The sequence below is a fragment of the Campylobacter sp. 2352 PW genome (genome assembly GCF_024723575.1).
In the GTDB taxonomy this organism is placed as follows: Bacteria; Campylobacterota; Campylobacteria; order Campylobacterales; family Campylobacteraceae; genus Campylobacter_D.
This window is the reverse complement of record NZ_JANQCX010000022.1, coordinates 1-12,737: the sequence shown is the minus strand read 5'-3', so window position 1 is coordinate 12,737 and position 12,737 is coordinate 1. Positions and strand designations below refer to the sequence as shown.

Genomic DNA, 12,737 nt, shown 5'->3' with positions numbered 1-12,737 from the left:
AACCGCCGCTTAAAAAATACACCCTATTAGCTAAGTCTTTAAAAGCTTTAGAGTGGATTAAACTTTGGCAAGCCTTAGACTTTGAAGTGCTTGTAAATTCACTTTGACTAAAAGCATTTAAAGCCTCATCTAGTTGAGTTTTTATACTTTGATTTTTAGGATCTTTCAAAGCTTGATTTTTTAAATCTGCTATATTTTGGGCTTTGCTTTTTTGAGCGCTATCTACCATAAGCGCTAAAAGCAAAATGCTTTCTTTATCTACAAAAAGCACTTTAAAACACTGCTCATCATTTCCTACACTAAAATCAAGTTCTTTGGTGGAATTTTGCAAATTCGATAAATCTTCATTTTTTATATTTGCCACATTACTCATCAAAGCTATACTTGAAAGACTTTCATTTTTTAACACATAAGAACTTACATCATTGATAAAAGTTTTTAAATTTCCTAAAGCTTGAGCTGTACTTGCTTCATCTTTACTTGCGTTAAATTTTGGCAAAGCAACTGCTGCTAAAACACCAAGTATAATCACCACAAACACGAGCTCTATAATAGTAAAAGCCTTTTTCATAATACACCTTGTAAATTTTTCACCTTAGGACTTATAAGATCATCTTCAATACTTACAAATTCTTTACGCTCATAAACCTCACAAGCTGCCCTTGCTATCATCAAAGCATTATCTGAACAATACTCAAGTGGAGCTAGCAAAAGCTCACATTGATAGCTTTGGCATAAATGCTCTATTTGACTTCTTAAGCTTAAATTTGCACTAGCACCGCCTACTATGCCAAAACGTTTAAATTTACACTCTTTAAAAATTTTTTCTAACTTGTTTAAAATATGAGCTATAGCTGCTTTTTGAAATGCAAAGGCTATTTTACTTTTACGCTCTAAGCTTAGCTCTTCTTTTAAAATTTCCAAACGCACTTGGTTTTTAAGTCCTGAAAAACTATAAGCTAAGTCTTTAGAATGAAGCAAAGGTATACTAAATTCTAAATCACTTTCTTTTACATTTTTAGCTAAATTTTCTATGATAGCCCCACCAGGATAACCAAGTCCCATCATCTTAGCTACTTTATCAAAACTTTCTCCAAAGCTATCATCAGTTGTTCTTGCTAGTTCTGTGATTTTACCTTGCTCATCGATAAAAAGCACCATAGTATGCCCACCACTTACAAGTAACACACCCATATCAAAACTAGCTTTTTTATCTAAAAACATAGAATAAATATGCCCTTTTAAGTGGTTAATCGCTATAAGTGGTAAATTTAAACTAATGGCAAGCATTTTAGCCATAGCTACCCCACCTATCAAACTCACACTAAGACCAGGTTCATTTGTAACTGCTATGGCACAAAGTTTATCAAAGTATTTTTGGCATTTTTCTAAGATTTTAGGTAAAGCCTCGCTGTGTAATCTTGCTGCAAGTTCAGGCACTACTCCACCGTAGACACTATGAGCATTTTCTTGAGAAATTTTTGTATGGAAAATGCATTCAAAGCTGTTTTTATCTATGATAGCAATAGAACTATCATCACACGAGCTTTCTATGGCAAGAATTAAGCTTTTCATTGAAATTCCACTAAAATCATACCGATAAATTTATCTTTTTGCTCTGCTTTTTCTATGGCTTTTGCAGGTATGTTTGCTTTTTTGATTTCTTTAAAATTTGTCTTTTTTTCTAAGGCTTGATCTGCTAAATTTGCATTTTTTAACTCATAAAATTCCACTCTATAAATTTTTCTTTTTTTATCCAAAGAATAACGACTTTGCATTTGATTTTTACTTATCTCTATACCACTTTCATCATTACCCCTATCAAAACCTATGACATTAACCCTTACACCTACAATGGAAGGAATTTTAAAGCTATTTTTTACCATGATTTTTTGAGCAAAATTTGTTTGTATATTTTTTCCATCTACTATCATTTCAACACTATCTAGCGCATTTGAAAACTCAAAGTATTCAGGGTATAGTCTAGTTTGCAAGCGATTACCGTAATTGACTGAATATGAATTAGCATTTGAAATCACTGCTGTAATCTCATTGCTTGCTTCATAATTTAAAGCTTGATTAACAGGAAAAGGCAAAAAATTTATGGCATTAGTAGGTTTGTCAAGATAAAGTAAAATTTTATCATTAAAAAGTCTTACTTCTAAGGGTTTTTCAATAGCTCTATAAACTCCATTTGGAGTTAGCTCAAAAGTTCTTTGAAATTCTATATTTGCCTTTTTTAGATAATACTCCACCGCCAAAAGATGATAATACACTCTTAAATGTGTAGGTAAATTTTTGCTCGCTTCATTAGCAAAGGCTGCTTTGTGATTTGACACTACAAAATAAGTTAAAGCCTTTAGCATATCTTTGTCATTGCTTTCTTGGGTCTTGGTGTTTTTTAAATGATATTGATGTTCTTCTTTTACCAAAGCTTTGTTGATATTTTCTACCGCTTCTTTAGCTATGCTTTCTAAGTCTGCATATTTAGTAGAATTTACCTCACTTTGATCAATAATGCTAGTATTACCCCAGCGGTTTGGGTTTTTATCTTTGCTTTCATATTGTGGTCTATAAAAACCGCTTCCATCGTGTAAATTTATGACCATATTAACTTCAGGATCCAAAATAAGCTTTTTTATACGCTCTATAGTGTGAAAATCAGGATCGCTTTCATCTATATGAGCAAATTTTCTATTTAAATCTCCAAAATTTCCTCTATTTCTAGCAATAATACTTTCAAAAGCTAAATTTGGCGCAACGATGATTTTACCTTTAGTGATATTATAATCACTCAAAAGCAAGCTAGCTGCATGAAACCCGCCTGGCTCATCTCCTTGTATGCCTCCAAGGATTAAAACTGTGTTGTTATCATCTAAGCTTTTTCCATTTTCTTTCACACTAAATTCTAAAGCAAAAACTGCATTTATAAAAATCAAAACACTTAAAAAATATCTCACTTCATTTCCTTATCTAAATAAAGCCTTACTTGTTTATCATACTCAAAAACATCTTCAATTTGGTTAATCTTTGGCGCACCAAAATGATCTAATGCTTTAAAGATACCTTTAGCTATATCTAAAAACTGTGCTTTTTGGGCTAAAAATTGATACACCATATGCTCATTTGCACTATTTATAATCACACCCAAATCAGGCTCTTTCAAAAGCTCATCTTTGAGTGAAAATATAGGATATTTTTTTAAACTAATTTTTTCAAATTTTAAACTTGGCATAGCTAATAAATCTAAATTTTCTATAAAGCTTTGATCATGCTCATCTAAAATCGCTTGAGCTATAGACAAACGCATATTTGCATGAGAAAAATACGCACTTATACCACCATCTTTAAACTCACACAAAGCATGCACTAAAGATTTTCTTTCTATCAAAGCATCTATTTGCTTAATACCATAAAGATGATAAGCTTCGACGATTTCAAAAAGCTTATTACACATACTAGCACTATCTATGGTGATCTTAGCCCCCATACTCCAGTTGGGATGCTTGAGAGCTTCTTTTACGCTGACATTTTTTAAATCTTTGATTTTATAATTATAAAAGGCCCCACCACTTGCTGTGATGAAAAGCTTTTTAATGTTTTTTCTTTTATCTATCAAGCACTTTAGTGCTGCATGTTCGCTATCTATGGCTTTAATTTTGGAAGTGTCAAAAAATTTCCCTGCTACTACTAGGCTTTCTTTATTTGCTAAGGCTAAGGTTTTACCAAGTTTTTGTGCCATAAGACTTGAGTTTAACCCCGCAAAACCTACTATAGCATTCACTACCAAAGAGCTTTTACACTCAGCTATCATCGCTTTTAAGCCCTCTTGGCCACAAAAAATCTTATCATGATCAACCAAGGTTTTATCTTTTTCATCTTGGATACATACAAATTTAGGTTTAAAAAGAGCTATTTGCTCATTTAAAAGCTTGATATTTTTACCACAAGATAAAGCTTCTATGCTTATGTTTTTTTCTTTAGCAATAAAAAGAGTATTAACCCCTATACTTCCCGTGCTTCCAAGTACAATCATACTAAAGTTGCCATTGCAAATGCTGCAATGATAACAGCATCAATTCTATCTAAAACTCCCCCATGTCCTGGGATTAAATTACCGCTATCTTTAATGCCTGCTTGTCTTTTAAAATAACTCTCAAGTAAATCCCCTATCACAGCAAAAATAGCTACTATTAAAGATATATAAATACTTTTTACTAAGCTAAATTCAAAAGAGCCTATGATAGTTCCTAAAATCCCTGCACAAACTATGCCACCTACTACACCTTCTAAGGTTTTATTTGGGCTTGTTGGAGAAAAAGCTCTCTCGCCAATGAGTTTTCCTATAAAATACGCCCCGCTATCACAAGCAACGACAATCACTATAAGCCAAAACAATACAAACATACCCTCATAGCTTAATACTTGATAGAGCATTAAAATAGGCAAAGTAGGATATATATAAGGCATAAGTTCATTTAAATTTTCACTTTTTTTATAAACTAAATATCCCAAAATCAAAATCAAAGCCATAAGTCCTATAAAGAAAGGTTTATCTAAAAATGCTCCTATTGCAAAAATACACAAAGCCACAAAAACATTTGCATGTTTGCTTTTAAACATAGCTTTTGCTTCATTAAATGCCAAAAACAATAAAACACCAAAAATAGCAAAATTAATCAAAAAATTATCCACTAAAGCAACAACAGCTATCACAGCTATCATCACAATAGCACTAAGAATTCTTGTCTTTGAAAACATTTTTATCCTTTCTATATACTTAAATCAAGCAAATGAGAGCTTTTTTTAACCACCTCTTGCTCTTTTTCTTCTTGTTCATCTTTTTCTTCTTGTTCTTGATGATGTTTAGAATGCTTCTTTTCTTCCTCTTGCCTTTCTTTTACCTCATCACTTACTTCGTGAGTTTGATTAACTTTTTCAAGTTTTTCAACCGCCTTTTCTTTTGCTTGAAACTCACTCATATTTACCAAAGTCGCAAAAGAGTCTTTTGCTAGTTCATTGCTCACTTGTGCTGAATGTACCGGTGCATTTTGGTTAGCATAATTAACGCCACCTATGGGACTTATAGGCATATTCACTCCTTTAAAATGCTTATAGTCTTATAATTTGTATAATTTACAAAAGCCTTCTCTCTAACTTTAACAAAATTCTTGCTCGTATAATCGACCAAATAAGTTCCAGAGCTTAACTTGGAAAATTCCACACAAAGCTTTGCGGCAAATTCTAGCACTAATTGACTTATTTTTAATTTATTTGAAGTAATGATCACATGCGCACTAGGATAATCTTTCACATGCAACCAAATATCATCTTTTTTAGCTATTTTTAATAAATACTCATTAGCTTTTTCATTGCGTCCTACGCTGATTTTAAACTCATCAAAATAAAAGCTACTAACCCCTGCATTTAACTCTTCTTTTTTGGTTTTTTTACTTTTTTTAGGCATTAAAACTTCTAATTCTCGTAAAGAAGTGCTTTTGGTGATTAAATCTTTTAAATTGATTAAAAAATCAAGTTTTTCACTTAAAATTTCTCTTTCTATGTTGATATTTTTAGCCTTTTGTTTTAGCTTTTTAGCCATTTTGTAAAATTCATTCGCACTATTTTTAGGTGTATCTTCAAGCTTAAAAGCAAGCTCATTTGCATTAAAATCTTGCAAAATAAATTCTCTTTGATAATCTTTTAAAGAATTTAAATTAGCAAATAAAACATCTGCCTTTTGGCTTAACTCTTGAGCTTTTTTTAATAAATTGCTTTCTTGTTCTAAATTTTCTATACTCTCTTTAAGGGTAAAAATTTTTTTATCTACATTTAAAAGTTTATTTTCTTTTATATCTTTTAAGCGCTCTTGCTGTAACTTTTTAGCACTTTCTTTAAAATACACATTAAAATCATCAATCTTTACAAATTCTTCTTTAATCTCATAAGCTTTTAAAGCTTGGAGTTTTTCGCCTATTTTTACAATACGATAACTTTTATCTATATGACGCAAAGCTTCTATGATAATATCATTAGTATCTGTGATGATGACATTGGTGTTTTTTCCTGTAAATTCAAAATAAATCTTAGCCCCATAAGCTTTGTAAGATTTTTCTGATAAAACTTCAAAAGATAAAATTCTATTATTTTCTAATACTTCTAAATTTAAAATCTTTGCATTAGAGAAGTATTTTTTTAACATAAAATCAAAAGGTGCGTTATAGACTTTTGCTTGGAGCTTATCTTGGTAAATTCCACTTTTTCCGCGTGTTAAATCTAGTATAAAAGCTTGATGATCTAAGCTAAGCTCTAAGATATTATCATCAAGGCGTTTGAGATAATTTAGCCTTTGAAATTGTTTAAAATAATCTTTTATTTGTATTAAATCTGTATATTTCATAAATGTATTATAAAATATTTTGATGAATTTATGAGGTTTTTATGAGTGAAAAAATTCCCTATCCTTGCGTGATTTTATGTGGCGGAAAGTCTTCACGCATGGGAGAAGATAAAAGCTTATTGCAAGTAGATGATAAAAACTTAACTCTTTATCAGTATGAAAAAACGTCAAGAATTTTTAATCAAGTTTTTATTAGCGCTAAAAAAGATAAATTTCATCAAAAAAACTTAGCACTTATTTTAGATGAGGATTTAAACAACTACTCCCCACTCATTGCCTTAAATTCCATACTCAAACATTTTCAAAACACCTATGTATTTATCCTTAGCGTGGATACTCCAAGTATAAGCAAAGAAAGTATTTTTAAACTTTTTCATCATCTAAAATCACAAAATATACTCTTAGCAAGCACAAAAAAGCACAAGCATTATTTATGTGGATTTTATCATGGTAGAAATTTTGAAAAAACTTTGCAATTTTTACAAGAAAATAACCACAAACTAGCTCTTTTTTGTGATACAATGAAAGCGGAATTTATAGATTTTAAAAATGAAAATGAGTTTATAAATTTAAATTATTTTAACGAATACAAAAAGTGGCTTCATGAAAAAGACAATCTTACCCATAATATGTGCTTTTAGTGCTTTAGCAAATGAAGATTTAATCAATCAAGCCTTAGAATATGAAAGGCAAGGTGAGTATAAAAAGGCTATGCAAATTTATAAAAGCTTAGCTTTAAAAGATACAGCAAAAACAAAAAATTTAGAACTTTCTCTTAACAATGAGCAAAATGCAACAAAAGAACATAAAATAGATGATTTTAACCCAAGAAGCGAAGCTTTAGCAAATTACCTTGGCACAGAAAAATCATATAATCCTTTTGGTATTAGCACGCATAATCTTAGCTATTTTATGCCTGTTTCTTATAGTTTTAGCAAAAGAGATTATAAAAGCACTGAAACTAAATTTCAAGTAAGTCTTAAAAAAACTCTTTTTGAAAATCTTTTGGGTTTAAACGAAAGCTATAACATAGCTTATACGCAAATTTCGTGGTGGCAGCTTTATGAGCATTCATCACCTTTTAGGGAGACTAATTATTTGCCTGAATTTTTCATCAATTTTCCTATAAGTGGGCATGGAGCTTTTGAAAATTTAAAAAATGTACGCGTTGGTTTATTACACGAATCAAACGGGCAAGATGACCCAAAATCAAGATCTTGGAATAGAATTTATCTAAGCAATGCATGGTTTTTTGGGGACTTTGTGTTCATACCTAGGATTTGGCTAAGAATTCCTGAAAAAAGCTCAGAGGATGATAATCCTGATATAGAAAAATATTTGGGTAATTTTGATATCAATCTTGCTTATACCCAAGATGATTATTTTATCAATATCCTATGGCGTAATAATTTAAATTTTGCTAATAACCGCGGTGCAGTGGAAATAAGCGGAGCTTATAAAATCTCTAACAATGGCTTATATATTTACACTCAATATTTTAACGGATATGGTGAGAGTCTTATTGAGTATAATAAATCTTCAAGCAGACTCTCAAGCGGAATTTTGCTAATGTATTAAAGCAAACAAAACGCTATAACACTACCTAAGATAAGCAAGGAGCCATTAAAACATAAAAATGTTGGTATACAAGTATCTTTAATGTGATCACCTTGCTTATCTGCATTAAGCCCTACACTCACTCCCAAAGTCGTCTCACTAGCAGGCGATCCTGCATCGCCTAAAGCTCCAGCAACACCGATGATAAAAATAATCGCAGCAGGTGAAAAACCAAGCTCTATACATATAGGGCAAAATAAGGCAGCGATGATAGGAATAGTGCCAAAAGAACTGCCTATACCTATGGTAATTAAAAGCCCTATGGCTAGCATGATAAAAATAGCCAAAAAGTGACTTTGTGCCATAAAAGGCACGCTTGTTTTTACAAGCTCAACTATACCACCACTTTGTTTTAAAACCTCCCCATACCCTGAAGCAACAAGCATTACAAAGGCTATATAACCCATAATCTTAAGCCCATCATCAAAGACTAGATTAACTTTATTATACTCTACTCCACCTAAAACCACCATCAATACAAAACCCAAAAGTCCAGATAAAGGTAAATTATGCGTTAAAATTTGCAAAATTAAAGTCAGCAAAAGACCAGCTAAAACGCCCCATTCTTTTTTACTCATTTTTAAATTTTCAAAATCCATTTTGGCAATTTGTTCTTCTTGATATTCTCTTGGTTTAGCATAAAATACAAACACAGCCAAAAACAAGCCAACTAGCATACAAATAGCCGCAAAAGCCATAGTTTGAGAAACTTCCCCTAGGCTAATTTGCACTCCATTTGAATTTAAATTATCCACAAGCAAAGTTTGAAAAATAAGCCCAAATCCCAAAGGTACCACCATATAAGGTGTGGTAAGTCCAAAAGTTAGCGCACAAGCTATGGCTCTACGGTCTATTTTTAATTTATTAAAAAGCTTTAACAAAGGTGGGATCAATAAAGGCACAAAAGCCACGTGGATAGGGATTAAATTTTGTGAAAAACAAGCAATAAATGCCAAAGAAAGTATAAGTAAGTATTTTTTATGTGAAATATAATGCGAAACTATTTTAATCAAATATGCTGTTAAATTAGTTTTTGATATAGCAGCAGCCACCGCTCCAAGTAAAATATAACTTAGTGCTGTTTGTAAATTTCCTTGCATACCGTCAATTAAAACTTTCATAGAATCCATCATAGCTTGTGGAAGTTGAGTAAAAAACTCCATCAAAGTTAAATGCTCTATATGCATAAATTTAGACCAAACGCCTACAAAAAGCCCAGAAAGCAAAACACTAAGCAAAACATTAAACCTAAAAAAACACAAAAGCGTCATTAATACAACGCCTATAAATACCGGATTAGTTAAAAGCATTACATTCCTTAAATCAAAATAATTGCACATTTTAAATAATTTTCTTTAAAATACCATTTAAGTTTAAAAAATTTAAGCAAAAATTGCAAAATAAAAGCATAAAATGATAGTTTTTACTTTAAAAAAGGATACAAATGAGAAGTGACGCGATCAAAAAAGGACATTTAAAAGCACCAAATCGTTCTTTACTTAGAGCATGTGGCTTAAATGATGATGATTTTAACAAGCCTTTTATAGGTGTAGCAAATAGCTATATAGATATCATCCCAGGACATTTTTTCTTAAATGAATATGCAAAAATCATTAAAGATGAAATCCGCAAAAATGGTTGCATTCCTTTTGAATTTAATACTATAGGTGTTGATGATGGCATTGCTATGGGGCATGATGGTATGCTTTATTCTTTACCAAGTCGTGAAATCATAGCAAACTCTATTGAAACAGTGATGAACGCACACCAACTTGATGCACTAATTTGTATCCCAAATTGTGACAAAATCACTCCAGGTATGCTCATGGGGGCTTTAAGAGTTAATGTGCCGACTATTTTTGTGAGCGGTGGGCCTATGCGAGCAGGAGTAAATAAACACGGAGAAAAAATCAGCCTAAGTTCTGTTTTTGAAGCAGTGGGGGCTTATGAGGCTAAAAAAATCAATGAAGAGGATTTAAAAGATATAGAATGCAAAGCTTGTCCTAGCGGTGGATCTTGCTCGGGTATGTTTACTGCAAATTCTATGAATACTTTATGTGAAGCTATGGGCATAGCGCTTGAAGGAAATGGAACTATTTTAGCACTTAGCAAAGAAAGAGAAGAGCTTTTAAGAAAGGCTGCGCGTAGAATTTGTGAGATTACTCTAGATGAGCGTTTTAAAATTCGTAATATCATCACTAAAAAGTCCATTAACAATGCTTTAGTTGTTGATATGGCTATGGGTGGAAGCTCAAATACTATCTTACATATGCTTGCCATTGCTTATGAAGCAGGTGTAAATTTGGATATAAAAGAACTCAATCACATCAGTGCTAATGTGGCTCATATAGCCAAAATTGCTCCATCTTTAAATACTGTTTATATGGAAGATATACACAAAGCAGGTGGAGTAAGTGCAGTAATGGCTGAAATAGCTAAAAAACCTGGTCATATTTTAGAACTTGATACTCTAGATATTGGCGGAAAAACTTTAAAAGAACGCATTGAGAATGCTAGCATTAAAGATGAAAATATTATAAGAAAAATAGACAATGCCTATTCAAATGTAGGCGGGCTTGCTATACTTTTTGGAAATTTAGCAGAGCAAGGCTGTGTGATAAAAACTGCAGGTATCATGGGTGAGCGTAAATTCAAAGGTAAAGCGGTTTGTTTTAATTCTCAAGAAGAAGCCATTAAAGGTATTATAAAAGGTAAAGTTAAAGAAGGTGATGTGTGTGTGATACGCTATGAAGGACCAAAAGGTGGACCTGGCATGCAAGAAATGCTTAGTCCAACTTCATTGCTCACAGGCATGGGACTTGGTGCTAAAGTAGCACTTATAACAGATGGTCGTTTTAGCGGAGCTACAAGAGGGCTTAGTATAGGTCACATTTCTCCTGAAGCTGCAGAAGGTGGGCTTATAGCGCTTTTGGAAGATGGTGATGAGATAGAAATTGATGTGGATAATTACAGTATCAATGCAAATTTAAACCAAGATGAAATCACCAAACGCAAAGCAAACTTTAAAATGCTAAATAAACAAATAAATTCAAGATGGCTTAAAATGTATCAAAAACTTGTAAGCAATGCTAGTAAAGGCGGAGTTTTAGACTTAGAATAATTTTCTTAATTTCTTAGAGAAATTAAGAAATATCTTTTAAATGTGAAACAAAAATATGAAAAATTATGTTAAAGTGGCCGGGAGAAAGGGATTCGAACCCCTGGAGGTGTGACCCTCAACGGTTTTCAAGACCGCCGCTTTCGACCACTCAGCCATCTCCCGAAAGAATAAAATATCAAGTGTTAACATCGCATTGGAGGCGACATCCGGATTCGAACCGGAGATCAAGGCTTTGCAGGCCCATGCCTTACCGCTTGGCTATGTCGCCTTGAGTTACCAAAAAGTGGTGCCCGAGGCCGGACTTGAACCGGCACGGAAGAAAAATTCCGAGGGATTTTAAGTCCCTTGTGTCTACCAATTCCACCACCCGGGCGGGTGATAATGGAGCGGGAAACGAGATTCGAACTCGCGACCCCAACCTTGGCAAGGTTGTGCTCTACCCCTGAGCTATTCCCGCATGTAAAATTGAAATTATATCTATTAAAGCTTAAAGATATATAAAAAATAATTTAAAATAATTTAAAAAATTACAATAAACAAATAAACTTATTAAAATTAATAATATTTTTATAATCAATATGTTATAAAACTGGATTTGATTTAATCAATTTAAAATATTGCAATGGAGGTATTTATGTTCAGCTTTAAAAGCTTATCAAGTAAATTAACATTTATAACCTGTTTGTTAATTATAGCAATTTTAACCGTAGTTAATGTTATAAACTACTATGAATCTAAAAAAACAATCAATGATTATCTGTATGAAATACAGATGAAAACAATGCTAGATGTTGCAAAGGTATATGAACTTTATGGTAGTTCAAAAAGAGCAGCAATCAACTCTCTTGGACACTCGATCTCTTCCAAGCCAAATATGCATCAAGACGAAATTATAGATATTTTAGGCACCTTAAAACAATCATCAGATTTTGAGCTTGTTTACATTGGATTTGAAGACACTGGTAAAACTTACAGATCTAACAAAGTTATTAGCGATATCACAAGTGGATATGATACTAAAAATAGACCTTGGTATAAAGAAGCAAAAGCTGCTGGTAAACTAATCGTTACCGACCCTTATGTCTCTGCTTCTAGCGGTCAAGTAACTGTAACATATGCCGCACCAATTTATTCAGATGGCAAATTTATAGGTGTTGCAGCAGGAGATTATGACCTTTCAAGGTTTTCAACCGATGTTTTATCACTAGGACACTCTAATAGTTCTTATGTTGCAGTTTATGATAGAGAAGGTGTTGTAACCTTCCATGAAGACAAAGAAAGAATGCTTACTAAAAACGATTTAAGTATTAATATAGCAAATGCTGTAAAAGCTAATCCTGATTTAGTTGATCCAAGTAAAGAAGAAACCTTATTTTATGCTAAAGATGGCACAGGTAAAACTCAAGTCGCAACATGTACACAAAGCTTAAACCCTAAATATATAATCTGTTCTATCACAGAAGAATCTGTATATACTGACGCAGTAAATAGATTGTTATTTCAACAAATTATAATTGCTATTATAGCTATAATAATAGCTTTACTTCTAGTAAGATTTGCTATTATTAGAAATTTAAAACCTATTGCAATAATTACTTC

12 protein-coding genes and 4 tRNA genes are annotated in these 12,737 nt (G+C 32.2%); 4 read left to right on the top strand and 12 right to left on the bottom strand.

Translation table 11 applies throughout. The features are described from left to right. The 7 genes from CAMP5121_RS07815 to CAMP5121_RS07785 all read right to left on the bottom strand — a co-directional run. Nucleotides 1-571: type II secretion system protein (locus tag CAMP5121_RS07815; protein ID WP_337215276.1), on the bottom strand; the 571-nt coding region annotated here is incomplete at its 3' end. Then, nucleotides 568-1,575, bottom strand: coding sequence for a tRNA (adenosine(37)-N6)-threonylcarbamoyltransferase complex transferase subunit TsaD (gene tsaD / locus CAMP5121_RS07810; RefSeq protein WP_337215275.1), 1,008 nt, complete (start codon nt 1,573-1,575; stop codon nt 568-570). The genes tsaD and CAMP5121_RS07815, both read right to left, overlap by 4 nt. Further along, the gene (locus tag CAMP5121_RS07805; RefSeq protein WP_214116398.1) at nt 1,572-2,960 is read right to left on the bottom strand and encodes a M99 family carboxypeptidase catalytic domain-containing protein; all 1,389 of its coding nucleotides are present in this window, start codon (nt 2,958-2,960) and stop codon (nt 1,572-1,574) included. Before CAMP5121_RS07805 ends, tsaD begins: the two co-directional genes overlap by 4 nt. Then, nucleotides 2,957-4,036, bottom strand: a complete 1,080-nt coding sequence (gene dxr, locus CAMP5121_RS07800; RefSeq protein ID WP_337215274.1) for a 1-deoxy-D-xylulose-5-phosphate reductoisomerase — start codon at nt 4,034-4,036, stop codon at nt 2,957-2,959. The genes CAMP5121_RS07805 and dxr overlap by 4 nt, the downstream gene beginning before the upstream one ends. Continuing rightward, nucleotides 4,033-4,761 carry a phosphatidate cytidylyltransferase gene (locus CAMP5121_RS07795; RefSeq protein ID WP_337215273.1) on the bottom strand — a complete coding sequence of 243 codons (729 nt, stop codon included), beginning with the start codon at nt 4,759-4,761 and terminating at the stop codon, nt 4,033-4,035. Before CAMP5121_RS07795 ends, dxr begins: the two co-directional genes overlap by 4 nt. A gap of 11 nt (nt 4,762-4,772) precedes the next feature. Continuing rightward, on the bottom strand, nt 4,773-5,093 hold the full coding sequence (locus CAMP5121_RS07790) for a hypothetical protein (protein WP_263679739.1): 321 nt from the start codon (nt 5,091-5,093) through the stop codon (nt 4,773-4,775). A 2-nt stretch (nt 5,094-5,095) separates the two neighbouring features. Beyond that, nucleotides 5,096-6,400, bottom strand: coding sequence for an NFACT RNA binding domain-containing protein (locus tag CAMP5121_RS07785; RefSeq protein ID WP_337215272.1), 1,305 nt, complete (start codon nt 6,398-6,400; stop codon nt 5,096-5,098). Nucleotides 6,401-6,441: 41 nt separating this feature from the next. On the opposite strand from CAMP5121_RS07785, the gene CAMP5121_RS07780 reads away from it, so the two are divergent. Both CAMP5121_RS07780 and CAMP5121_RS07775 read left to right on the top strand, forming a co-directional pair. After that, complete coding sequence (locus tag CAMP5121_RS07780; protein WP_337215271.1) at nt 6,442-7,041, top strand: NTP transferase domain-containing protein; 600 nt, start codon at nt 6,442-6,444, stop codon at nt 7,039-7,041. Then, nucleotides 7,004-7,978 carry a phospholipase A gene (locus CAMP5121_RS07775; RefSeq protein ID WP_337215270.1) on the top strand — a complete coding sequence of 325 codons (975 nt, stop codon included), beginning with the start codon at nt 7,004-7,006 and terminating at the stop codon, nt 7,976-7,978. Before CAMP5121_RS07780 ends, CAMP5121_RS07775 begins: the two co-directional genes overlap by 38 nt. Here the strand turns inward: CAMP5121_RS07775 and CAMP5121_RS07770 are convergent. Continuing rightward, a complete protein-coding gene (locus tag CAMP5121_RS07770; protein WP_442863294.1) occupies nt 7,975-9,327 on the bottom strand; it encodes a Na+/H+ antiporter NhaC family protein in 1,353 nt (450 codons plus the stop codon). The genes CAMP5121_RS07775 and CAMP5121_RS07770 overlap by 4 nt on opposite strands. A 134-nt stretch (nt 9,328-9,461) precedes the next feature. On the opposite strand from CAMP5121_RS07770, the gene ilvD reads away from it, so the two are divergent. Further along, a complete protein-coding gene (gene ilvD, locus CAMP5121_RS07765; RefSeq protein WP_337215268.1) occupies nt 9,462-11,138 on the top strand; it encodes a dihydroxy-acid dehydratase in 1,677 nt (558 codons plus the stop codon). Between the two features lie 74 nt (nt 11,139-11,212). On the opposite strand, the gene CAMP5121_RS07760 is transcribed toward ilvD, so the two are convergent. From CAMP5121_RS07760 to CAMP5121_RS07745, 4 genes are all read right to left on the bottom strand, one after another. Continuing rightward, nucleotides 11,213-11,300, bottom strand: a tRNA-Ser gene (locus CAMP5121_RS07760). A gap of 32 nt (nt 11,301-11,332) precedes the next feature. Then, nucleotides 11,333-11,406 (bottom strand) — tRNA-Cys (locus CAMP5121_RS07755). Between the two features lie 16 nt (nt 11,407-11,422). Continuing rightward, nucleotides 11,423-11,511 (bottom strand) — tRNA-Leu (locus CAMP5121_RS07750). Between the two features lie 9 nt (nt 11,512-11,520). Continuing rightward, nucleotides 11,521-11,595, bottom strand: a tRNA-Gly gene (locus tag CAMP5121_RS07745). A 315-nt stretch (nt 11,596-11,910) separates the two neighbouring features. Between CAMP5121_RS07745 and CAMP5121_RS07740 the strand changes: the two genes are divergently transcribed. Beyond that, nucleotides 11,911-12,737: cache domain-containing protein (locus tag CAMP5121_RS07740; protein ID WP_337215267.1), on the top strand; the 827-nt coding region annotated here is incomplete at its 3' end.